Origin of the sequence: Phenylobacterium sp. (assembly GCF_035944335.1) — a bacterium.
Classification (GTDB): Bacteria; Pseudomonadota; Alphaproteobacteria; order Caulobacterales; family Caulobacteraceae; genus Phenylobacterium.
The window spans coordinates 18,518-39,920 of the sequence record NZ_DASZBG010000100.1 but is presented as its reverse complement, the minus strand read 5'-3'; the positions used below and the strand labels follow the sequence as shown (position 1 = coordinate 39,920).

Annotated in this window: 19 protein-coding genes; 8 read left to right on the top strand and 11 right to left on the bottom strand. The window is 70.1% G+C overall.

What is annotated here, in order from left to right:
• Positions 1 to 68: 68 nt before the first annotated feature.
• On the bottom strand, positions 69 to 401 hold the full coding sequence (locus VGT80_RS16405) for a hypothetical protein (RefSeq protein WP_327457696.1): 333 nt from the start codon (positions 399 to 401) through the stop codon (positions 69 to 71).
• A gap of 180 nt (positions 402 to 581) precedes the next feature.
• Between VGT80_RS16405 and VGT80_RS16400 the strand changes: the two genes are divergently transcribed.
• From VGT80_RS16400 to VGT80_RS16390, 3 genes are read left to right on the top strand one after another with little or no spacing between them, the layout of a single operon-like run.
• Entirely contained in the window at positions 582 to 1,313 is a 732-nt protein-coding gene (locus VGT80_RS16400) for a hypothetical protein (RefSeq protein WP_327457694.1), read from the top strand.
• Between the two features lie 48 nt (positions 1,314 to 1,361).
• Positions 1,362 to 2,507, top strand: coding sequence for an L-lactate dehydrogenase (locus VGT80_RS16395; protein ID WP_327457692.1), 1,146 nt, complete (start codon positions 1,362 to 1,364; stop codon positions 2,505 to 2,507).
• 53 nt (positions 2,508 to 2,560) lie between these two features.
• Positions 2,561 to 3,523, top strand: coding sequence for a glycosyltransferase family 2 protein (locus VGT80_RS16390; RefSeq protein ID WP_327457690.1), 963 nt, complete (start codon positions 2,561 to 2,563; stop codon positions 3,521 to 3,523).
• Positions 3,524 to 3,525: 2 nt separating this feature from the next.
• Here VGT80_RS16390 and VGT80_RS16385 read toward each other — a convergent pair whose 3' ends face one another.
• Positions 3,526 to 4,623: an acyltransferase gene (locus tag VGT80_RS16385; protein WP_327457688.1), complete on the bottom strand. Its 1,098-nt coding sequence runs from the start codon at positions 4,621 to 4,623 to the stop codon at positions 3,526 to 3,528.
• Positions 4,624 to 4,732: 109 nt separating this feature from the next.
• Here VGT80_RS16385 and VGT80_RS16380 point away from each other — a divergent pair, with 109 nt between their 5' ends.
• The 3 genes from VGT80_RS16380 to VGT80_RS16370 all read left to right on the top strand — a co-directional run bounded on the left by VGT80_RS16380 (position 4,733) and on the right by VGT80_RS16370 (position 8,262).
• Positions 4,733 to 5,959 (top strand): glycosyltransferase, encoded by a 1,227-nt coding sequence (locus VGT80_RS16380; protein WP_327457686.1) that lies wholly within the window; start codon positions 4,733 to 4,735, stop codon positions 5,957 to 5,959.
• A 66-nt stretch (positions 5,960 to 6,025) separates the two neighbouring features.
• The gene (locus tag VGT80_RS16375; protein WP_327457684.1) at positions 6,026 to 7,291 is read left to right on the top strand and encodes a glycosyltransferase family 2 protein; all 1,266 of its coding nucleotides are present in this window, start codon (positions 6,026 to 6,028) and stop codon (positions 7,289 to 7,291) included.
• The gene (locus VGT80_RS16370) at positions 7,288 to 8,262 is read left to right on the top strand and encodes a glycosyltransferase family 2 protein (protein WP_327457682.1); all 975 of its coding nucleotides are present in this window, start codon (positions 7,288 to 7,290) and stop codon (positions 8,260 to 8,262) included. Before VGT80_RS16375 ends, VGT80_RS16370 begins: the two co-directional genes overlap by 4 nt.
• A gap of 3 nt (positions 8,263 to 8,265) precedes the next feature.
• Here the strand turns inward: VGT80_RS16370 and VGT80_RS16365 are convergent, their stop codons facing one another.
• The 7 genes from VGT80_RS16365 to VGT80_RS16335 form a co-directional block, all read right to left on the bottom strand.
• Positions 8,266 to 9,810 (bottom strand): lipopolysaccharide biosynthesis protein, encoded by a 1,545-nt coding sequence (locus VGT80_RS16365; protein ID WP_327457680.1) that lies wholly within the window; start codon positions 9,808 to 9,810, stop codon positions 8,266 to 8,268.
• The gene (locus VGT80_RS16360; RefSeq protein WP_327457678.1) at positions 9,807 to 11,297 is read right to left on the bottom strand and encodes an O-antigen ligase family protein; all 1,491 of its coding nucleotides are present in this window, start codon (positions 11,295 to 11,297) and stop codon (positions 9,807 to 9,809) included. Before VGT80_RS16360 ends, VGT80_RS16365 begins: the two co-directional genes overlap by 4 nt.
• Positions 11,294 to 12,178 (bottom strand): glycoside hydrolase family 16 protein, encoded by an 885-nt coding sequence (locus tag VGT80_RS16355; RefSeq protein WP_327457676.1) that lies wholly within the window; start codon positions 12,176 to 12,178, stop codon positions 11,294 to 11,296. The genes VGT80_RS16360 and VGT80_RS16355 overlap by 4 nt, the downstream gene beginning before the upstream one ends.
• A gap of 20 nt (positions 12,179 to 12,198) precedes the next feature.
• On the bottom strand, positions 12,199 to 14,412 hold the full coding sequence (locus VGT80_RS16350) for a GumC family protein (protein ID WP_327457675.1): 2,214 nt from the start codon (positions 14,410 to 14,412) through the stop codon (positions 12,199 to 12,201).
• Positions 14,413 to 14,652: 240 nt separating this feature from the next.
• Positions 14,653 to 15,339, bottom strand: coding sequence for a polysaccharide biosynthesis/export family protein (locus VGT80_RS16345; protein WP_327457673.1), 687 nt, complete (start codon positions 15,337 to 15,339; stop codon positions 14,653 to 14,655).
• A 116-nt stretch (positions 15,340 to 15,455) separates the two neighbouring features.
• Positions 15,456 to 16,352: a glycosyltransferase family 2 protein gene (locus tag VGT80_RS16340; protein ID WP_327457671.1), complete on the bottom strand. Its 897-nt coding sequence runs from the start codon at positions 16,350 to 16,352 to the stop codon at positions 15,456 to 15,458.
• Between the two features lie 64 nt (positions 16,353 to 16,416).
• Complete coding sequence (locus tag VGT80_RS16335; RefSeq protein WP_327457669.1) at positions 16,417 to 18,510, bottom strand: family 16 glycosylhydrolase; 2,094 nt, start codon at positions 18,508 to 18,510, stop codon at positions 16,417 to 16,419.
• Positions 18,511 to 18,637: 127 nt separating this feature from the next.
• Between VGT80_RS16335 and VGT80_RS16330 the strand changes: the two genes are divergently transcribed.
• Positions 18,638 to 18,841: a hypothetical protein gene (locus tag VGT80_RS16330; RefSeq protein WP_327457667.1), complete on the top strand. Its 204-nt coding sequence runs from the start codon at positions 18,638 to 18,640 to the stop codon at positions 18,839 to 18,841.
• A gap of 35 nt (positions 18,842 to 18,876) precedes the next feature.
• Here the strand turns inward: VGT80_RS16330 and VGT80_RS16325 are convergent, their stop codons facing one another.
• On the bottom strand, positions 18,877 to 19,848 hold the full coding sequence (locus tag VGT80_RS16325) for a glycosyltransferase family 2 protein (protein WP_327457665.1): 972 nt from the start codon (positions 19,846 to 19,848) through the stop codon (positions 18,877 to 18,879).
• Positions 19,849 to 20,029: 181 nt separating this feature from the next.
• Between VGT80_RS16325 and VGT80_RS16320 the strand changes: the two genes are divergently transcribed.
• On the top strand, positions 20,030 to 20,707 hold the full coding sequence (locus VGT80_RS16320) for a sugar transferase (RefSeq protein WP_327457663.1): 678 nt from the start codon (positions 20,030 to 20,032) through the stop codon (positions 20,705 to 20,707).
• On the opposite strand, the gene VGT80_RS16315 is transcribed toward VGT80_RS16320, so the two are convergent.
• Positions 20,704 to 21,375 (bottom strand): arylesterase, encoded by a 672-nt coding sequence (locus VGT80_RS16315; protein ID WP_327457661.1) that lies wholly within the window; start codon positions 21,373 to 21,375, stop codon positions 20,704 to 20,706. The genes VGT80_RS16320 and VGT80_RS16315 overlap by 4 nt on opposite strands.
• Positions 21,376 to 21,403: the final 28 nt, after the last annotated feature.

Genomic DNA, 21,403 nt, shown 5'->3' with positions numbered 1-21,403 from the left:
GGCGCGCGGCGCTTGGCGGCGATCGTCGCGGCCGCGATCGCCGGCTTCGTCGCGAACGGACTGAAGCTCTAGCTCGCCTTTGCGGCGTCGCGCAGGCAGGTCAGCCAGGCGTCCTCGCGGGCCTTTTCCGCCTCGCGCAGCTTGGTTTCGGCGTCGCGGACGCCGGCGTCATGCTTGCGCCATTCGGCCACCGCCCCCTCGCGCGCCGCCCGGGCGGCCTCCAGCGTGGGGAAGCGGGCGAGCACGGCCCGCACCGAATAGCTGACCGGCGGCCCCACCGTCTCGCGGTCCGGATAGAAGCCGGTGATCGAATCCGCGCTCTCGGTCTCGATGTGGAAGACATCCGCCCAGCCGGCGTGGTGGCGCATCAAGGCCCAGGGCCGTTCCACCCGTTCGCTCACCAGAAAACCTCCTCGAACACAGTCGTCCACGAATCCGCCCTCGGCGGCTTTGGCCCCAAGCTAGCAAGCCCCGACCGTGGCTCCAACGCCGCGCCGCCGATTTAGCACTTCCGTCGCCGGCTTCTTCCGTGGAAAAGCCTGCGCCATTGATTTGGTCATTGCCCAAGTGAGTCCTGGTTCTTGTCGAAAATCGTGATCGGCCGCCAATTCTGCGGCCCGCCCAATTCCGGAAACGGCGGCTATGTCTGCGGCGTGCTGGCGAAGGACATCGACGGTCCCGCCACGTCCGTCCTGCGCGCGCGCATCCCGCTGGACGTGCCGCTCAGCCTGACCCGCCGCGACGGCGTGGTCGTCATGAGCGGCGACGGAGATGAGCTGATCGGCCAGGGCGCGGCGGCCGCCGCCGCCGAGTTGCCGGAGCCGCCCGCACCGCCCAGCCTGGACGAGGCGCGGCTCGCCGGCGGGCGCTACGCCGGCCTGGCCACGTCCTTCCATCCCATCTGCTTCACCTGCGGGACCGAGCGCGGCGAGGGCGATGGCCTGCGGGTCTTCGCCGGACAGCTGGCCGGACGGCCGCCGGGCATGGTGGGCGGCGTCTGGACGCCGCACGCCCATTTCGCCGACCTCGGGGGCCTGACGCGCAGCGAGGTGGTCTGGGCCGCGCTCGATTGCCCCGGCTACTTCGCCTGGGTCGAGCGGGAAGGCCGCCACGGCGCCCTGCTCGGCACCATGACCGGCGAGGTGATCCGCCGGCCCGAGGCGGGCGAGGAATGCATCGTTCTCGCCTGGCCTCTGGTTCGCGACGGCCGCAAGGAGACGGCCGGCGTCGCGCTGTTCAGCGCCGCGGGCGAGCTGATGGCCCGCGCCCATCAGGTCTGGATCGTCATGGCTCCGCGGCCGCCTGAGGCCTGACGCACGCCGCCGCCCTTGCTAGAGTCGCCCGAGAACGCGGGAGGGGCCATGCGCGCGGCGTCGGTGTCGGACTATCGGGAGCTCGCGCGCAGGCGACTGCCGAAGATCTTCTTCGAATATATCGACGGCGGCTCCTACGCCGAGGAGACCCTGCGCCGCAATGTGAGCGACCTGCAGGCCATCGCGCTTCGCCAGCGGGTGCTGCGCGACATGACCAGCCTCGACATGACCGTCGAGACCCTGGGCCAGACGCTCGCCATGCCGGTGGGCCTGTCGCCGGTGGGCATGGCGGGCATGTATGGCCGGCGCGGCGAGGTGCAGGCGTCGAAGGCGGCGACCGCCGCCGGCGTGCCCTTCTGCCTCTCCACGGTCGGCGTCTGCTCGGTGGAGGAGGTGGCGCGGGGCTCCGTGGCCCCCTGGTTCCAGCTCTACATGCTCAAGGACCGAGGCTACCTGAAGGACCTGCTCGGGCGGGCCAGGGACCTCGGCTGCCCGGTGCTGGTGTTCACGGTCGACCTGCCGACGCCGGGCGCGCGCTACCGCGACGTCCGCTCCGGCTTCACCGGCTCCAGCGGCGTCGCCGGCGCCTTGAACCAGGCCTGGGACGGGATCACCCATCCAGCCTGGATGTGGGACGTCTGGGCGCACGGGCGGCCGCATAGCCTTGGCTCCGTGGCCGGCGCGCTCGGCCAGCAGGGCCGGCGGGTGACCGACTTCCTGGGCTGGGTGGCGCGCAATTTCGACCGGTCGGTCACCTGGGCCGACCTCGACTGGGTGCGCCAGCACTGGGACGGGCCCATCGTCATCAAGGGCGTGCTGGACGTGGAGGACGCCCGCGAGGCCGTGCGCTGCGGCGCGCAGGGGCTGGTGGTCTCCAACCATGGCGGGCGTCAACTGGACGGGGTGCGCTCCTCGATCTCGGCCCTGCCGCGGATCGCTGAGGCGGTGGGCGCGGACCTCGAGGTCTATATGGACGGCGGCATCCGCTCGGGCCTCGACGTGCTGAAGGCGGTGGCGCTGGGCGCCAAGGCCTGTTTCGTCGGCCGGGCCTGGGCCTGGGCGCTGGGCGCCGGGGGCGAAAAGGCGGTGGCGCAGATGCTGGCGACGCTGCGCTCGGAGCTCGCGGTCGCCATGATCCTCACCGGATGCACGAAGGTCAGCGCCGCCGGCCGCGACCTTCTCGATCTCGACTGAACGAACGGCAAAGGTCCGCGTTATCGCCGCAGGTGAAACAACCGGGCGGGGCCATGACGGCGCCTTTGGTCAGCGTAATCGTTCCAGCCTACAATGCCGAGGCGTTCGTGGGACGCACCCTGGCGTCGCTCCGCGCCCAGACTTTCACCGACTTCGAAGTTATCGTGGTGGACGATGGGTCGAAGGACCGCACCGCCGAGATCGTCGCCGAGACGGTGAAGGCCGATCCGCGCTTCCGGCTGATCCGGCAGGCGAATGCCGGCGTCGCCGCGGCGCGTAACCGGGCGCTCGCCGAGGCCCGCGGGTCCTATGTGGCCAATATCGATTCCGACGACCTGTGGCGGCCGCAGTTCCTGGAACGCACCGTGGAAGCGCTGGAGACCGCGGGCCCCCACGTGGTCTTCGCCTTCGCCCGCACTCAGTGGATCGACGAGCACGACCGCCTCCTGCCGCAGGTCGACACCCGGCTTGCGCCGATCGTGGATTATCGCGAGCTGCTCACCCGCAACCCGGTGGGCAACGGCAGCGCCATGCTGATGCGCGCCAGCCACGTGCGCGCGCTCGGCGGCTACGATCCGGGCCTGGTCCGCGATTTCGGCCAGACCGAAGACTGGCAGCTGCTGCTGCAGCTCTCCTGGCGCGGCCTGGTGGTGGCGATCGACGAGCCGCTGGTGCTCTACCGCATCGTGCCGCAGAGTTCGTCCCATGCGCTGGAGCGCTCCGCACGCGCCGCCCTGGAAGTGATCCGCCGCTGCGAGAGCCACGGCCCGCGGCTGAAGCGCCACGACTATTGGACGGCCCGCAGCCTGACGCTGCTGTGGCTCGCCCGCCGCGCGGCGCGGATGAACCGCCCGCTCCTGGCCCTGCACCTGGCCGGCCGGGCCTATTTCCACAACCCCCTGTGGTTCCTGCTCAAGGAACTGCGCCAGCCGATCGTCAAGGCCCTGCTGTCCCCGATGCGCTGGGGCCGCCGTTCGGTCGCCCCGTCGGCCGCGGGCGTCGCTCCCGCGGCCTGAGGTCAGGGCTCCGACGCGGGCGCGATGTGCGGGGCGATCGCCGGTCCCGGCCGCTTGGCCGCCATGCCGGTGCGGAACAGCTTCATCAGCGGCTTCTCGGCGAGCTCATAGACCGCCAGGCCTGCGGCCAGCCCCGCGATCACCGAGACGATGAAGGTCGGGACCGGCGCATCGACTGCCTTCTGCAACAGGCGGAAGGCGGCCGAAATCGCCAGGCCGTGCACCAGATAGAGCGAGTAGGAGGCGTCGCCGAGCACCCGTAGGGGCCACCAGTGGGGCACGGAGCCGGCGCGCTCCAGGCTGACCGCGCCGGTGACCAGCAGCAGGGCGGGCAGACCCCAGTAGAGGATCCTCGCCGGCTCGATGTCCACGCCGGCAAGCGTCACGGCGGCGAAGCCCGCGAGGCCCGCCGCAATCAGGCCCCAGGCCGCACCACGGCCGGGCAGGCGGCGCTCGGACCAGGCCTTGCCGAGCCAGACGCCGGCGCCGAACTCCAGCAGCAGGGGATTGGTGAAGGTGGCCCAAATCGGGTTCTGCGCGTCGCCCAGCGGCCGGATCGCGGCAAGCCCCAGGAGCGCGGCGCTCAAGGCCCACGGCCGCCAACGGGCGGGCGCCATCAGGCTCGCGCCGAACAGCAGGTAGAAGAACATCTCGTAGTTCAGCGTCCAGCCCGGCACGATCAGCGGAGCGATGGCGCCGGTTTCGCCCCGGTGCGGGACGAACAGCAGCGACTGGGCCACATGGCTCATCGTCGGCCGCATGGCCGGGAAGGCGCCGGGAATGGCGAGGGCGGCGGCGGCCGTCAGCAGCGTCAGGCCCCAGTAGAGCGGCACGATCCGCTGCACCCGCCGGATCAGGAAGTCGCCGGGGGCGGGCGTTCGGCGACAGGTCACCACCCACATAATGAAGCCGGAGATGACGAAGAAGACGTCGACGCCGGCCGCGCCCACGCCGAACACATAGCCGGCGCGATCGGCGGCGTGGAACAGCAGCACGCCGAACGCCGCGACGCCGCGCAGGTACTGGATCGAACGAATTTCGCCGGGCGCCTTGGGCAGCGACCCGAACTCAGCCGCCGCAGAAGTCGCCGATTGCGTCATGCCCCGCCCGCCGCCTCGCAAATCCCAACAGGTCCCTGGCCTCCAAACGGCCCGTTGCGCGTTTGGCTCCTCGTAAACGCTCAAGCTCGAATGAAGGGGCGCCTCTTCGGTGAAGCTGGCCTATTTCGTCCACGACCTGACCGATCCGGCCGTCGCGCGCCGGGTGCGGATGCTGAAGGCCGGCGGGGCGGAGCCGGTGGTGCTCGGTTTCCGCCGTGAGGCGGCGGCGCCCACGACCATCGAAGGCGTTCCGGCGGTCGACCTTGGCCGCACCCATGACGGCCGGATGCTGCAGCGGGCGGCGATGACCGGGCTGAACGCCCTGATCGCCGCGCGTCTGCGCCGGCATCTGAAAGACGCGCCGGTGATCATGGCCCGCACCCTGGAGGCGCTGGCGGTCGCCGAGGCCGCGCGGCGGATGGCGGGCTCGGAGGCGCGGCTGGTGTATGAGTGCCTCGACATCCATCGGCTGATGCTGGGCGAGGGGGTCAAGAGCCGGGCCATGCGCGCCGCCGAGCGCGCGCTGATGGCGCGCGCCGACCTGCTCATGGTCAGCTCGCCGGCCTTCCTCGAGCGCTATTTCGAGCCGCGGCAAGGCGTCGGACGTGACCTCGGAATTCCAACATATCTTATTGAAAACAAGATTCTGGAGCTGGAACCTGCGGGCGACAATGTGACCGCGGGTCCGCCACCGGGACCGCCCTGGCGGGTCGGCTGGATGGGCGCGATCCGCTGCCGAAAGAGCCTCGCGATCCTCACCGATCTCGCCGCCCGCCGGCCGGACCTCGTCGACGTCCGCATGCACGGCCGTCCAGCCTACAGCGAGTTCGACGACTTCGACGCCGAGGTCGCGGGCCTGCCGAATGTGAGCTTCGGCGGCAGCTATTCCGCGGCCGACCTGCCGCGGCTCTACGGCGACGTGCACTTCGCCTGGGCTATCGATTTCATGGAGGAAGGGCTGAACTCCTCCTGGCTGCTGCCCAACCGGCTCTACGAAGCCAGCCGACATGGCGCCGTGCCGATCGCGCTCGCCGGCGTGCAGACCGGCCGCTATCTCGCCGATCATGGCTTCGGGATTCGGCTCGAGAGCGCGGCGGATTTGGAATCGGCGCTGGAAGCCCTGGCGCCGGCGCGCTACCGCGCCCTGCGCGCCGAGGTCGCCGCCAGGCCTCGCCAGGCCTTCGTCGCGGGCGTCGAGGACTGCCGTCGGCTAGTGGCGGCGGTGTCCAGCGAGGAGGCGCCTGCCGCGGCGTCATGCGCCACGTTCGCGCAGTCGCGAAAGCCTGCGGCCAAAGGGGCTTTTCCCTCGGAACATATTCCCGGTGAGGCTGTTTAGTCGCCGTCCCGACCAAAGCTGCGCTGGTGGGGGCGCTTCCGATAAGTCTGGACCGCACGCTTACCCATGTTGAACCCGAAGCCCCGCAACGAGCTTCCCCTCCGACCTGATGACGCGCTGCCCGACGACGGGCGTCGCGCGCCGGCAGAGCCCCGCTCCTTCGCGCCACGCGGCGCGGCCGTCGTCGAGCGCTCCCCCGGGAGCGTCAGGGCGCCCTGGCCGCGGGCCTGGGCCAACCTCGATCCCGACGCCCTGATCCGTCTCCCCGCGGAGCCGGCCAATGCGCCGGCGCCGCTCGACGAGGAATCCCGGCGCAAGCGCGCGCTGATCGTCATCCCCTGCCTCAACGAAGCGCCGCTGATCGCCCAGGTGATCGGCAGGATCCTGGAGGACGAGGCGCTGGTCGACCCGCTGGTGCTGGTGGCCGACGGCGGCTCCACCGACGGCTGCCGCGAGATCGTCGCCGACATCGCCGCCCGCGACCCGCGCGTGCGCCTGATGCCCAATCCACGCCGGCTGCAGAGCGCCGGCGTGAACCTGGCCGCCCGCACGATCGGCGAGGGCCGGCCCTGGCTGGTGCGCATCGACGCCCATGCCGAATACCCCAAGAACTACGTCTCCACCCTCATCGCCGAAGCGCGCCGGACGGGCGCCCACTCGGTGGTCGTGGCCATGGACACCCACGGCGAGGGACCCTTCCAGCGCGCCGTGGCCGCCGCCCAGAACTCGCGGCTCGGCACGGGCGGCGCGGCCCACCGGGTCGGCGCGGCGGCCGGCTGGGTCGACCACGGACACCACGCCCTGTTCAACCGCGAGGCCTTTCAGCAGATCGGCGGCTATGACGAGAGCTTCAGTCACAACGAGGACGCCGAGCTCGACCTGCGGCTGACGCAGGAAGGTGCGAAGATCTGGCTGACCGACCGCACGCGGCTGGTTTACCACCCGCGCAAGACGCCGGGCGCGCTGTGGAAGCAGTATGTGAGCTACGGCAAGGGCCGGGCGCGGACGGTGCTTAAGCACTATACGCCGCTGAAGATGCGCCAGGCCCTGCCGCTGGGCGTGGCGCCGGCGGTGCTGGGCGCGCTCGCAGCTCCGCTGTTCTGGCCGCTGGCCATCCCGGCGCTGGTCTGGATGCTGGCCGCCCTGGCCTTTGGCGTCGCGCTCGGCGCGAAGCAGAAGGACCGCGCCGTGCTGCTGTCCGGACCCGCGGCCATGATCATGCACCTGGGCTGGTCGCTGGGCTTCTGGATGCAGCTCGGGACCTGGCTTGCCCACGGCGCCGGCCGCCCGGCGGCGGGCGCCTCGATGCAGACGGCCGCGGTCGCGCCATGACGGGCGAGCGGCCCGTCGTCTCCGTCATCACCGCCAACTACAATGGCGCCCGGCATCTGCCCGACGCCATCGCCTCGGTGCTGGGTCAGAGCCTGCGCGCGCTCGAGCTGATCGTCGTCGACGACGCCTCCAGCGACGCCAGCGCCGCCCTGGTCGCCGAGGCGGCCGCCCTCGATACCCGCGTCCGACTGATCGTGCAGGCGCGCAACGCCGGCCCGGGCGCGGCGCGCAATCGGGCGCTCGCCGAGGCGCGCGGCCGCTGGATCGCCATCTTCGATTCCGACGACCTGATGGAGCCGGACCGTCTGGCCCGGTTGCTGCGCCGGGCGGAGTCGGACAAGGCCGACATCGTCGCCGACAACCTCATGGCCTTCGAGGACGGCGCGCCGCAATCCATCCGCCCGTTCCTCCCCGAGCCGCTCTTCCAGGCGCCCGGCTGGGTGACGCTGGCCGATGTGATCGACTCCAGCCGCATGTACGCCCGCCGGCCCGGGCTGGGCTATCTGAAGCCCCTGGTGCGCGCCGCCGCCTGGCGCGCGGCTGGGGTGCGCTATGACGAGACCCTACGGATCGGCGAGGACTACGACGTCCTGCTGCGGCTCCTGGCCAAGGGCCTGCGGCTGCGGCTGGAGCCGGCGGGCCTGTACCGCTATCGCCGGCATCCGGCCTCGATCTCGCACGTCCTGCGCCGCGACCATCTGGAAGCCATGCTGCGGGCTGACGCGGCGTTCGACACCGATGTGCCCGACCTCCCGGCCGATGCGCGCCGCGCCCAAGCCGCCCGCCGCCGCTCGCTGGAGCGGGCGCTTGCCTATGACGAGGTCATCCAGCGGCTGAAGCGACGCGATCTGGCGGGCGGGATTTCCCGCGCGCTGGGGGCGCCGGCGATCTGGCCGCTGCTCACCATGCCGGTGACCGCGCGCATCAAGCGCTTGGCCGCACGTCCGCAGCCACAGCCTCAGACCGCCTGAACCTCAAGCCGGACTAGGCGCGGCCGCGCCGGCGTCGCCGACCCGATCGGTTTGCGCCCGACCGAAGGTGCGCGCGTCCTCCAGCAGCCGGCGGCGCGCCGTCGCCAGCATCACGGCCGAATAGACGAGAGCGCCGAGCACCAGCAGCATGACGAGCGCGGCCGCCGCGGGCGCCCCGGCGAACAGTCTGCGCGCGCCGATCAACACGGCGGCCATGGCGGCCACGCCCAGCAGCGCCGGGCGGAAGGCGGCGACCAGCGTGCGCCTGGGCATCTTCAGGGCGCGGGCCAGTTGGTGGACATAGACCGCGCAGACCCCGGCGATCCCGATGGCCAGGGCCATCGAAACCACGGTCACACCGAACGAAGCGGTGGCGCCCACTATGACGATGGTGGCCCCGCCCAGCAGCATGGAAAGGCGCAGCTGCAGGGCCGAGCGGCCAAGCGCCATCAGGATCGCGCTGACCAGCGAGCAGATGCAGAAGAAGAACCCCGCGCCAGCCAGCCAGCGCAGCGGTTCGATGGCGCCTTGCCACTTGTCGCCGAGCACCAGGGGCACGGCCAGGTCGGCGATGATCGCCAGGCCGCAGAACAGCGGCGCGAAGGCGGCCGAGGCCAGCCGCATCGCCGAGGCCGCCAGGTCCTGCAGCGCGCCGCGCTGCGACTCGTGGGCGGCCCGCGAGACGGCGGTGAAGATGTAGAGGTAGAGGGGCCCGGAGATCAGCATGTCGGGAATGCGGACGATCTGATAGGCCATGGCGTAGAAGCCGAGCGCCGTGCTGCCCAGGATCGCGCCGACGATCAGGTTGTCGATATTTCGCGAGACATAGTCGGCGAGCTGCGAGCCGATGGCGTGCAGGCCGAATTTCAGCAGGTCGCGCGCCTCCTCGAAACGCCAGTGCAGGCGGAAGGCGGCGCGGCTGTTGACGGTCACCCAGACGAGCTTCACGACCCACAGGGCCAGCTGCTGGGCGACCAGGCTCCAGGCGCCGTAGCCGTGCATGGCGGCGACCAGGGCCACCGCGGCGCCGGCCAGGGTCGAGAACAGGTCGCCGCCGGCGAAGACGCTGAACCGGCCCTCGCGGATGATCCGGGCGTTGGAGGCGGCCGCCAGGCCGTTCATGAACAGGATCGGCGACAGCGCCATGATCAGCCAGGGCAGGCGGGGCTGGTGCATCACCACCCCGAGCGGCCAAGCGAGCGCGATGAGGCCGAGCGCGATCGTTCCGCCGATGCCGGCCGAGAGCCACAGGACGGTGGATTCCAGCTCCGGCGTCACGTCCTGCCGGCGCCCGAGCGCCAGGCTCATGCCGCCGTCTGACAGCACGTTGGCGAACAGAATGAAGGGCATGGCCATGGCCACCAGGCCGTATTCCGCCGGGCCGATAAGCCGGGCCAGGATCGGCAGCATGGCCAGCTGCAGCCCCAGCCGCAGCGCACTGGACACCGACAGCGCCAGCGCGCCGACGGAGGTGCGATGCAGGAAGCTGCGCCGCTTGGTTCCAGGCCTGGCGGCGATGGGTGCGCCTGCCCCGTCGGCCAAGCTCACCTCCCGTTCCCAGGGGCCGGCCTGACCAGCCGCAGCGACACCGGTACGGGGCGCGCCGCGCCCCGGGCGTCCGTCGACCAGGCCTGGGCGTTCAACGCCTCCTGCGCCGCCTGGGCCTCCTCCCGTTCGCGCCTGCGGGAGCGGGAGCGCTTGAACGCCGCGCCAAGCGCGCCGAACACCAGGGCGGTGGAGAAGTAGAAGGGCGCGACGCCGACGGTCTCGATCGGGGTGCGAGCGAGCTCGTAGAGCAGCATGCCCATCCAGAAGACGTGGGTGAGCGTCGGCCGCGTCACGAAGCGGCGGATCAGGAAGACCACGCCGGTCAGCAGGGTGGCGCCGATCAGCACCAGGCCCGCCCAGCCGAGCATCACCAGGATCTCGACGAAGGTGTTGTGGAAGGTGAAGCCGCCGCGGCCGTCGATGCCGAAGTAGCGCCACAGGCCCTCGGCGTCGATGTTGCCCTGAATCCAGAAGGCGTAGAAGCCGCGGCCCAGCACCGGATGTTCGCGGATCAGGTCGGCGGCCCGATACCAGAGGTAGGTGCGGCCGGTGAGCGTCGGGTCCTTGTCGAAGACGCTGGCGCCGAAGTCGATCATGGCCTGGGCGATGGTCGAATAGAAGACGCCGATGCCGACCAGGCACAGCCCGATCATCGAGGTGACCGCGGCGCGCACCGTCTTGCCCGCATAGACCAGCGGCGTCAGGCCGACGAAGGCCAGGGTCGCCATGCCGAGGCCCAGGATGGCCCCGGCGCTGCGCGCGGCGATCGCGCAGTAGAGGTCGAGGGCGATGGAAACCAGGCCAACCGCCAACCAGAGCCAGCGGCGGTTCTGCACCGCCAGCATGGTCACCACGGCAGAGGCCACCAGGCCGGTCGAGGCGATGTCGGCCAGCAGGTTCTTGCTCTCGCTGAGGCCCGAGAAGGCCTCGCCGCCCATGCCGACGCCGACGCCCACGTAGCCGCCGAAGAAGATCGAGGCGACCACATAGCTCAGGAAGGCCAGCGAGATGCCGCGCACCACCGCTTCCTGATTCCGCGCCGAGGACAGCAGGAGACCGGCCACGACGGTGATCGCCAGCTCGATGGCGTAGCGCAGGGTCTCGCCGGGGGCGGTGGACCAAACCACGGAGAACAGGGCGAACGCCGGGATCAGGAACAGGAAGCTGCGCGGCATCAGGACCTTGAACAGGCCCTCGCGGCGCAGGAACAGATAGGCCGGCACGAGGCCCGCGACCATCGCCACGCCGAGCGAGCCGAGTTGGCCCACGAACAGCATGGGGACCAAAAGGGCGATCGCGAACAGCCCGTCGATGTCGACGCCGGTGCGGCCGATCTCGAAGCCTTCCTCGCGATGCGGGGTGTGGGCGATCTCCTGCACGGGCGTGACGCGCAGCCGGGCGTTCGGCGGGGGCTCAGCCTCGCCGCCACCGCGGATGCGGCGGATACGGGGGGCGTCTCCCGGCGTGGTGTTCCAGGCCGAGGTCATCGGGCGTACCTGTAGGCGCGGATGTAATCGATGGTCAGGGTCGCCGGGAACGGCGTCGAGGCGTCCGGATAGCCGGCCCAGTCGCCCCCCAGGGCCACATTGGCCACCATGTACATCGGCTTGTGCATGTCGGCGGGCGTCGGGCGGCGCTTTACTTCGCGGCCGTCGACGTACCAGACGACATCCTTCGGATCCCAACTCACCGCGAAGACGTGGAAGTCGTCCGGATCGCTGACCGGGACCTCGAGGCCCATATCGTCCTCAGCCTTGGAATGCAGGGTGGCATAGACCTTCGAGGGGTCGCCGACGCTTTCCATGATGTCGATCTCGGGCGGCCAGGAGAGGTCCTGCGGCAGCAGCCAGAAGGCCGGCCACACGCCCTTGCCGCGCGGCAGCTTGGCGCGCATCTCGAAGTAGCCGTAGGTCTGCGAGAACGACGGCTGGGTGCTGATCAGGCCCGAGACGTAACGATAGCCGTGCAGGGCCGCCATGGCCTTGGGCGGGGCGGGCTCGGCGCGGATCTCCAGCCGGCCGTTACGGGTGCGGAACGGGTCGAGGCCCAGCTGGCCGAACTCCGGCTCCACATAGAGCTGGACTTCCTTGTTGTTCTTCAGCGTCCGGATCTCGACCTCGTCGGCCGCCTTGCCGTCTCGGAAGGTGGTCCGCCACACGCCCTTGCCGCCCGACCAGCGGCGGAAGGTTTCGAAGTCGTCGGAGAAGGTCATGGTCAACGGCCGCCCGTCCGGGCTGCGGGTGAGGGGCTCCGCGGCGGCCGCGGCAGAGGACGGGGCCTTCAGGCAGGCGGCGAGAGTGAGCGCCAGGGCGAGGGCGGCCAGCTTGCCGCCGCCCCCGCGCCGCGCGCCGATGCGAGCCGTGAGCATGGTCGCCGCCCCCGTCCGCCCTAGGCCGCCGCGATGTAATAGTTCTTGAAGTAGCCGTAGTAGTCGCTGCTATCGCCGTAGCCGTAGCGGGCCTGGCCCTTCACATTGACCTTGGTGAGCAGGGCGCCGACCACGTTGGCCCCGCACTCGTGAAGGATATCCACCGCCGACTGGGCGGCGCGCAGCGGGGTCTTGTTCCACTGCACGAGATAGAGGACGCGGTCGGCCTTGCCGGCCAGGATCCGGGCGTCGGCCACGCCGAGGATCGGCGGGGCGTCGAGGATCACATAGTCGAACTGGTTGCAGAGTTCGCGCAGCACGTCGTCGGTCTCCGGGTTGGAGAACAGGTCGTAGGGGATCGACTTGCCGGCGGCCGGCAGCACCCAGCAGTTGCTCTTGGCGTCGTGCACCAGGGCTTCGGCCAGCGGCACCTTGTCCTGCACCACCTCCACCAGGCCGACCTCACGGGGGCCGAGGATCTTGGTCACGCCGCGCTGGCGAAGGTCGCAGTCGACCAGCACCACGCGGGCGCCGCCGAGCGCGAGGGTGCGCGCCAGGCAGAAGGAGGTCAGGCTCTTGCCCTCGCGGGGCACGGCCGAGGTGACCGCCAGCAGCTTGGCGTCATCGCCGTGCGCCGAGACCATCAGGAAGGCCCGAAGGTTGCGGAACGCCTCGGCGAAGCCGGAGAACGGGTGGCTGACCAGGTATTCCTGGGGCTGCGCCTCGGGCCCGCGCAGGTTCTTGGGCTTCACCGAGCGGAAGTCGGGCAACACGCCGGCGAAGGGCACGCCGAGCTCGCGTTCCACGTCGAGACGCGAGCGCAGGTGCTTGTCCCAGAACTCGGCCATGATGATCGCCGCGCCCGCCGAAATCAGGCCGGCCAGCAGGGCCAGCGCCGCGCCGAGCTTCATGTTCGGCGAGGAGGGCGCGGTCGGCGTCGCCGCCAGGGAGCTGATCGAGGCGTCGGCCTGTTGCATGCCGCCTTCCGCGGCGACCTGCTTGGCGCGGTTCAGATAGGCCTCGTAGATCGCCTTGGCGGCGTCGGCCCGCTGCTGCAGGCCGACCAGCCCGATCAGGGCCTGGTTGTTGCTCTGGATGCCGCCTGCGGCCGCGCCGCGGCTGCCCAGCAGCGACGACTCACGCCCGGCCGCGGCGGTGGCGTCGGCCTTCAGGCTGGACATGATGCGGTTGATCTCGGTCTGGATCTCCGCGCGAATGTCCTTCAGCTGCGCCTGGGTGCGCTTCACTTCCGGATAGTCGTCGGTGAAGTCGGTCTTCAGCTGGGCGAGCTTGACGGAAAGCTCCGCCTCCCGCTTGCGCAGTTCCTTGATCGTCTCCGAGCCCAGGGCCGCGCCCACATCGGCGCCGCCGCTGCCCATGCGCAGTTGAGCCTCGGCCGCCGCCAGGCGCGCGGCCTTCTCGGCGTGCTCGGCCTTGGCCGCGGCGATCTGGGTGTTGAGGGTGGTGACTTCCTGCTCGGCCATGGTCGCGCCCTCGGCGCTCATCAGACCGTGGGCGTTCTTGTATTCCTGCACCCGGGCGACGGCGACCTCGGCGTCCTGGCGCATCTTCTCCAGGCTCGCGCCGAGGTCGCCATTGGCCTTGGTCACCAGGGCGATTTTGTCGTCGAGCTGCTTCTTCAGATATTCGTCCATGTAGGTGTTGGTGATCATCGCCGCCTTCTGGGGCGAGGTGGATGCAACGCTGACATAGACGACGTAGGTCAGGCCGGCGCGGTGCACCCAGACGTGGCTCATCAGGCCGCCGGCGACGCGGGCCACCAGCTTCGAATCGGGATTGGCGATCGGGCCCTTGGCGGGGATCAGGCCAAACAGGCGCGGCGCCTGGGAGCCGTTGAATTCCGGATCGTTGTAGAGCTTCAGCCGGCGCACCACGCGTTCGGCGAGGGCTTCGGACTTCAGGATCTCGACCTGGGTGTCGACGGCGCTGGCGTCGGGTTGCGCGCCATAGCTCTGAGGCTGGTCGGCCCGCGCCAGGTTGACGCCCTTCGGGTCGATGAGCACCGAGCCGGAGGCGCTGTAGGTCGGGGTCTTCAGGGCGAAGGCGGCCAAGACCACCAGGAACACCGCCGCGCCGACGCACAGCGCGAGCTTCGCCCTTTGCAGCAGGATGCCGAACAGCTGACGCAGGTGCATGCGCTCGGGCTCGATCGGTCGGAAAGGCTGCCCCGGATGTGCGGGCAGCTCATGCGAGATCGGAATCAGACTGTTCATGTGAAGACCTGCGTTCGGACCATCTGGCAGGCGGGACCGCCGGAAAGCTCAAGCTCCGGTCGGGAAGGCGCTGTTCCGTCGGTTGACGAAACCCCTGACGCTCCCCGGTCTATGTTCGGGCCTCGAGGACCCCGCCCAGTTCGGAAAAATCTAGCTTGGCCAATAACCCCGAGCGCTCGAGGCGGTTCCTCGGGAATAGGGCTCGGGATCAATGGCGGGAGGTGTCGTGGCGGCGCGGCCTCACCACGGGTGGACGAGCATCCCGAGCAGACCGATGAAGGATCCGCCCTGGAAGTTCTGCATGAAGGACTTGGCGCCGGAGGTGTCGACCACGACGATGTCGTTGCCGTAGATCGCCGGATCCTCGGCGCGGCCGGTGCGGATCTGGGTCAGGTCATAGAAGGCGCTGCGCCGCTGGCCGCCGACCGTGCGGAAGATCGCCACCCGCTTGGGATTGGCGAGTTTGGGGTCGGGGCCCTGAGCCAGGGCGACGGCCTGCAGCAGGGTGGTCGGACCGGCCAGCGGATAGACGCCGGGCTTGGTGACCGCGCCGTCCACCGTGATCTTGTCGCCCTGGGCCTCTTTCACGGAGACCACGACGATCGGGTCCTTCATGTATTTCTTCTTCAGCGCCGCGGCGATGTCGTCGGACAACTCCACCGGCGTGCGGCCGGACGCCTGCACCTGGCCGACCAGCGGCAGCAGGATCTTGCCGCCGGGGCCGACCTCCACGACCTTGGTGAGTTCGGGCAGCTGGGAGACGTTGATGTCCAGCTGGTCGGCGGGGCCGATGCGGTATTCGGTGGCGCCTGGCGTGACCCGGGCGACGGCGTCCGGCGGGGGCAGGGTCGAAGTTGCCGCAAGCGCGGGGGAAGCCACGAGCGCGAGGAACGCCGCGGCGGCGAGCGAGGACGAGCGCCTGCGCATGATTTGAATTCTCCGAAATCGCGACCAACGATTTGCGACGACGGACCGCCGCGCGATCACAAACTCGGACAACGGCCACGCCGTTCCCGCCAGCCGCCAAGAAGATGCGGAAATCGTCAGTAAAGTTCGAGGACGGGCATGCCGGCTAGGCGCGCGACCGCGCCGGCGTGCAGCGCGCCGCGCACCAGCCAGCGGCTGCGTTGCTTGGCCGACCAGGCCGTCGCCGCCGCGCCGGCCAGGCAGACACCGCCCTTGGCGGCCGCGATGCCGGTCTGCGCCAGGCGGGCCGGTCCGCGATGGCGCTGCGTCAGCCGGTCGGCGTGGGTCTGGCCAGTCCGGAAGCTGCGCTCGAGCAGCCAGCCGAGCCGCGCCCGGTGCGGCGGCACCGGTTCATAGGTCCAGGCGTCGCCCGCATAGCCGATGGTTCCGCCCGCGTCGGTCAGCCGGTAGAAGAAGTCGTCGTCCTCGCCCCCCTGGCGGCCGAGCTCCAGCTTGAATGTCAGCCCGCGCTCGGCCACGGCGCGGGTGCGCATCAGGACGTTGCAGGAATAGCCCTTGAGGATGCGGCCGCCGACCTCGACGGGCGCGGTGGAATGGAAGTCCCCGGCGGCCAGCCAGCGAGGCGCCTCGTCGGAATAGAGGGCCTTCACCGGCCCCAGCACCGCGTCCCAGCCGCCGCGCTCAGCCTCGGCGAGCAGCCTGGCGATCCAGTCCGGGGCGGCCGTCTCGTCGTCGTCGATGAAGGCGAACCATTCGGCCCCAGCCGCCGCCAGGCAGGCGTTGCGGGCGATCGAGATGTTACGGGCCGGCGCATGGACGTAGGTGACCGCAAGGCCTTGTTCGACCGCGATGGCGCGCACCAGAGGCTCGGCGCTGGGCGCCTCGTCGTTGTCGGCGACGATCACCCGCAGGCTGCAGCCGTCCGGCAGGGCCTGGCGGGCCAGCGAGACCAGGGTGTCGCGCAAAGAGGGGCGCCGGAACGTGCAGACCCCCACATCGACCGTCGTCGTCATTCCACCGCCCACGCGACCTTCACCGTGGCGCGGAAATGGCCGGCGCCGCGGTCCGGTTCCCGGATCAGGCCCCGAAGATCCATCCCGGCGGCAGGGCGGAGAGCTGGACGTTGCGCAGGATCATCTCGTCGCCGCCGCCGAGGTCGATGATCACATCGGCTCCGGATTGGCTGAGCGTGTAGCTGGTCCCGGGATCCACCTGCACCCGGTCGCCCTCGGCGCTGTGGAAGTCGGTGACCACGTCCAGGCCCGCGCCGTTGAAGGTGTGGAAGATGTCCGCGCCGGCGCCGCCGGTCAGGGTGTCGTCGCCGCGGTCGCCGGAGATCCAGTCATTGCCGGAGCCGCCGACGATCACGTCGTCGCCCTGGCCGCCGCGCAGCAGGTCGCCGCCCGATCCGCCGTGCAGCGTGTCGTTGCCGAGGTTGCCATAGAGGATGTTCTGGCCGGCGTGGGCGGTGATCAGGTCATTGCCCTGGCCGCCGACCAGCCAGTCGGCGCCACCGGAGCCGCCGTCGATGGTGTCGTCGCCCTTGTTGCCGTTGATGTCGTCGAAGCCCGAGCCGCCCATGATGGAGTCGTTGCCGTCATTGCCGCGCAGCTGGTCGCCGCCGGACCAGCCGGTGATGGTGTCGTTGCCCGCGCCGCCGTCGATGGAGTTGTTCCCGGGCCCCGCCTGCAGCTGGTCGTCGCCCGGCGTCGAACCCGCGGTTCCGGTGGGCGGCGGATCCTGCGTCGCCGGCGTCAGGTTGTGGACGACGCTGGAGCCGTCGGGCAGCGCATAGGCGTGGATGTAGTCGATCTGCATCGAGGCCGGGAACTGGGCGCCGTTGGGATTGCCGCCGAAGCCGCCCACAGCCAGGTTGGCGATCAGGTACATCGGCTGGTTCCAACTGGCCGGCGTCGCCGTCTGATAGACCGCCTGGTCGTCGTAGAAGAAGGTCACGGTCTGCGGCGTCCACAGCATGCCGTAGGTGTGGAAGCCGGAAGGGTCGCCGAGCTTCAGCACATTGCCGAAGGCGGTCGAGCTGCCGGCGTAGGCGCGCACGAAATCCAGGTTCGGCTTGATCGCGATGTTCTCGCCGATATCGGCTTCGACGCCGTTGGTGTTCGGATCGGGCACCATCCAGAAGGCGGGCCAGGCCCCGGCCGCGGTCGGCAGCTGGGCGCGCATCTCGAAGTAACCGTACTGCTGCTCGAAGATGCCCTTGGTGTTGATCATCCCCGAGGCGTAGCTCGCCCCGAAGCTCTGCTGGCTGTCGGTCTGGGAGAAGGGCTGGGCGGTGATGGTCAGGACGCCGCCCGCATCGCTGAAGGGGTTGTAGCCTAGCGCATGGCCCGACGTGCCCTGGAAGTCGGCGGTCACATAGTCCTGCTGCTCGCCGTTCTGGGTCAGGCGGTAGGTGTTCACATTGTCTCGGCCCAGGCCGAAGTCGGTCCGCCAGAGGCCGGTATGGGTCTGGAAGTTGTAGGGCTGGAAGCTGTTGAACTCGTCGTCGAGGGTCGCCGCGCCGAGCTGGCTGCGGTCCAGCGCCAGCAGGAAATTCTGGGCGCCGAACTGGCTGACGGTGGCGTTGCGGATGACGAGCTGCTCTGAGCCGGAGATCTTGATCGAGACGTCGGATCCGACCTGGGTCATGGCCGACTGCACGGCCTGGAAGTTCGGCAGGGCGGGGCTGATCAGGCGGATCGCGTCGCCGGCGTGGAAGCCGTAGATGACGTCGTTGCCCTCGCCGGCCTTGACGATGAAGGTGTCGTTGCCGAAGCCGCCGACCAACACGTCGTTGCCGCCCCCGCCGTAGAGCGTCTCGCCGTCGTTGCCGACCTTGATCAGGTTGTCGAGCGAATTGCCCGCGGCATAGTTCAGGGCGCCCGACGAGGTCAGGTTCTGCACGTTCGCGGGCAGGGTGTAGGACAGGAACGCGGTCACCGTCTTGACGCCGGGCGAGCCGGCCGCGACCTGCACGATGTCGTTCGGATCGCGCACCTCGAAGGTGTTGTCGCCGTTCGAGCCGATCAGCAGGTCGCCGCCGCCGTTGCCGTCGACCAGCGAAGGCCCGGCCGGCGCGGTGAGGGTCTCGCCGCCCGCGCTCGTGCCGAATACGCCAGGACCGCTGGCGCTCTCGGCCATGGCTTGGCCGAGATAGTTGAAATAGGTCACTGTCGGATGCTCCAGAAGCTAGCTGGGCAGCACAACACCCAAGCGGCGCCGATAGTTTCGATCGGCCTTGCGCTCACGTTTCCGGCAATCTCGGCAACCCAAGTCGTGGCTTGGAGTTTTGGCCTGCATGAGCCGGGAGACGGGAGCCATGCACGAGCCGAGGTCGTTCGCCTATTCGCTGTCACAGCGGGAGGATGGCTGGGCCTGGTGCGTCTATGACGAGGATGGCATTACCGTCGCCGACGGGGCGCACGCCAGCCGCGCCGCGGCCCAGGCCGCCGTCGAGCGCATGCTCTGCGCCGGCGCCGCCTTCTCCGAAGAAGCCGCCTAGTCCGATCGCCGACGAGTTGGAGCGGGACGCCGGCCTCAGGCCGCCCGCGCCTCGGGCTCCGGCCGCCGCGCCCGCGAGCGCTTCAGCACGTCCGAGGCCACCGTGGTGACCACGTAGGGGACCGCCGCCGGCGCGCGCGCCAGCACGGCCGCCGCCCCGATCAATCCCGCCGCCCGCTTGGCGTCCAGGAAGTCGCGCAGCGCCAGCTTGGCGGCCACGTGGGCGCGGTGTTCGCGCAGCGCGGCGCACTCGTCCGGCGTCAGCTTCAGACTTTCCATCTCGCGGCTCGCCTCGACCAGCGCGCGCAGTTCGGCCGCGCCGTGGCTGCCGGAGATCGAATTGGCCCGCTCGACGGCCACGTAGCCGCAGGGCGGCAGGATCTTGAACTTGGCGCCAAGCGCCAGCGCCCTGGCATAGAGCACGAAGTCCTCGCCCAGCCGCAGCTGTTCGTCGTAGCCGAGCCGGTGGGTGTCCAGGAAGCTCCTGCGGATCAGAGGCTTCAGGAAGCCGAGCTCGGCGCGGGGCAGGTGGGGCCGGCTGATGTTGGCGAGCACGAAGGTCTCGAAATCCAGGCACATGGGCAGCTTCAGCCGTTCGCCGATCATCGGATGCGGCGCGGCGTCGAGGCGGCCCTCGATGACGCGCAACAGGTCGTCGGCCACGAAATCGCAATAGCCGGTCTCCGCCCGTAGCCGGCCCAGTCGCCCGGGCAGGAAGTAGTCGTCGGAATCCAGCGGACAGACCCACGGCGCCTTGCTCGTCGCCAGCGCCAGATTGCGCGCCGCAGCCGGCCCGCCGCTCGCGGGCAGCTCGATGACCATGAGCCGGCCCGTGCCGTCGTCGGCCGCCCGGGCCGCCTTCGCCGTGCCGTCGGTGGCGCCGTCGACCACCACGATCACCTCGCAGGCTTCGGGCTCGCGCAAGGCGGAGCTGACCGCTCGCTCAATGGTCAATTGGGCGTTGTGCGCCGGAATGATCACGGCCACGTCGGCGTCGCTTCGCAGCATGGAAATCCTCCCAACCATCCGTCAAGGGTCGGGTGGTCGGCGTCTAAACACGCGAGCGCGGTCAAGGTTCTACGGCCGGTTCCATGTTTTTGTTTGGGCCCGGAACCCGCAACCGTGGCCATTGGTTGTCGGCACGTTCTTTGGCGGAGAGTGACTCCGTCGGCAGCTTCCGAACGAACCGATGTCAGAAATTGTCTACACCCACGAGGTCCCCGGCGGGACCCGACAGCGACTGCGCAAGCTCTCCGCCGACGAGGTGCTGACCGAGGCGATGAACATCGCCATCGCGCTCGTGGCGCTGATGTTCCTGGCTCCGGTGATGCTGGGCGTGGCGCTCGCCATCTTCGCCCAGGACGGCGGGCCCATCGTGTTCGCCCACCGCCGCATCGGCCGGGGCGGCCGCTATTTCTACTGCCTGAAGTTCCGCTCGATGGCGACCGACGCCGAGAAGCGCCTGGCCGACCTGCTGGCCCACGACGCCGCGGCCCGCGCCGAGTGGGACAAGGACCATAAGCTGCGCAACGATCCGCGCGTCACGCGGCTCGGCGCCTTCCTGCGCAAGACCAGCCTCGACGAGCTGCCGCAGCTCTTCAACGTGCTGAAGGGCGAGATGAGCCTGGTGGGCCCGCGCCCGATCGTCGACGCGGAGATCGCCAAGTACGGCCGCCGGTTCGCCAACTACTGCGCCGTGAAGCCGGGCATCACCGGCCTGTGGCAGGTCAGCGGCCGCAACGACACCACCTATCGCGCCCGCGTCGCCATGGACTGCATCTACGCGCGCCAGCGCAACGTCGTCATGGACGGGTTGATCATCGCGGCCACGGTGCCGGCGGTGCTGATGCGCAAGGGCTCCTACTAGCCCTCAGGCGGCGACTTCAGAACCTTCGCCACCACCGGCGCCAGGCGCCTTGCGACGATCAGCACGCCCCTGGCGTTCGGGTGGATGCCGTCGCCCTGGTTCAGGGTCGGATTGCGTGCGACGCCGGCCAGCAGGTCCGGATAGAGCGGCACGTGGTGCTCCGCGGCGAGGGCAGGGAACACCGCGTTGAAGTCTGAGGCGTAGCTACGGCCGATCTCCGAAGGCGCCTTGATGCCAGCCAACACCACGCCCCGGCGCCGCGCCTTCAGCCGGCGGATGATCTGGTCGAGGTTGCTGCGCGTCGCCTTGGGGTCGAGCCCCTGCAGCAGATCGTTGCCGCCGAGTGCGATCACCACCACGGTGCTGTCGGCGCGGATCGAAATATCCATGCGGCCAAGCCCGTCGGCGGTGGTGTCGCCGGAGACACCGGCGCCGCGCACCACGTTCGGCGCGCCCAGTTTCTCCAGCGCCAGATGCAGCTGGTTCGGCAGGGCGTCGCGTCCGGGCAGGCCGAGGCCCGCGGTGATCGAGTCGCCGAGGATGGTCACCACGGGGACCTGCGCGGCCAGCGCCGGGACCGGCGCGGCGGCGGCCAAGGCGGCGGCGATCAGCCGGCGGCGTGAGAGCGCCAGGGACGCGGGCAGAGAATGGAAGGGTGTGTCGGTCATCGGCTCGTCTTATCTAGGATCAGTTGTC

Bases quoted from the DNA above. Each gene is read 5' to 3' on its own strand.
- VGT80_RS16395 (WP_327457692.1), top strand. From the start codon at position 1,362: ATGCGCGCGGCGTCGGTGTCGGACTATCGGGAGCTCGCGCGCAGGCGA.
- VGT80_RS16390 (WP_327457690.1), top strand. From the start codon at position 2,561: ATGACGGCGCCTTTGGTCAGCGTAATCGTTCCAGCCTACAATGCCGAG.
- VGT80_RS16385 (WP_327457688.1), bottom strand. From the start codon at position 4,623: ATGACGCAATCGGCGACTTCTGCGGCGGCTGAGTTCGGGTCGCTGCCC.
- VGT80_RS16375 (WP_327457684.1), top strand. From the start codon at position 6,026: ATGTTGAACCCGAAGCCCCGCAACGAGCTTCCCCTCCGACCTGATGAC.
- VGT80_RS16370 (WP_327457682.1), top strand. From the start codon at position 7,288: ATGACGGGCGAGCGGCCCGTCGTCTCCGTCATCACCGCCAACTACAAT.
- VGT80_RS16360 (WP_327457678.1), bottom strand. From the start codon at position 11,297: ATGACCTCGGCCTGGAACACCACGCCGGGAGACGCCCCCCGTATCCGC.
- VGT80_RS16355 (WP_327457676.1), bottom strand. From the start codon at position 12,178: ATGCTCACGGCTCGCATCGGCGCGCGGCGCGGGGGCGGCGGCAAGCTG.
- VGT80_RS16350 (WP_327457675.1), bottom strand. From the start codon at position 14,412: ATGAACAGTCTGATTCCGATCTCGCATGAGCTGCCCGCACATCCGGGG.
- VGT80_RS16345 (WP_327457673.1), bottom strand. From the start codon at position 15,339: ATGCGCAGGCGCTCGTCCTCGCTCGCCGCCGCGGCGTTCCTCGCGCTC.
- VGT80_RS16340 (WP_327457671.1), bottom strand. From the start codon at position 16,352: ATGACGACGACGGTCGATGTGGGGGTCTGCACGTTCCGGCGCCCCTCT.
- VGT80_RS16330 (WP_327457667.1), top strand. From the start codon at position 18,638: ATGAGCCGGGAGACGGGAGCCATGCACGAGCCGAGGTCGTTCGCCTAT.
- VGT80_RS16325 (WP_327457665.1), bottom strand. From the start codon at position 19,848: ATGCTGCGAAGCGACGCCGACGTGGCCGTGATCATTCCGGCGCACAAC.
- VGT80_RS16320 (WP_327457663.1), top strand. From the start codon at position 20,030: ATGTCAGAAATTGTCTACACCCACGAGGTCCCCGGCGGGACCCGACAG.
- VGT80_RS16315 (WP_327457661.1), bottom strand. From the start codon at position 21,375: ATGACCGACACACCCTTCCATTCTCTGCCCGCGTCCCTGGCGCTCTCA.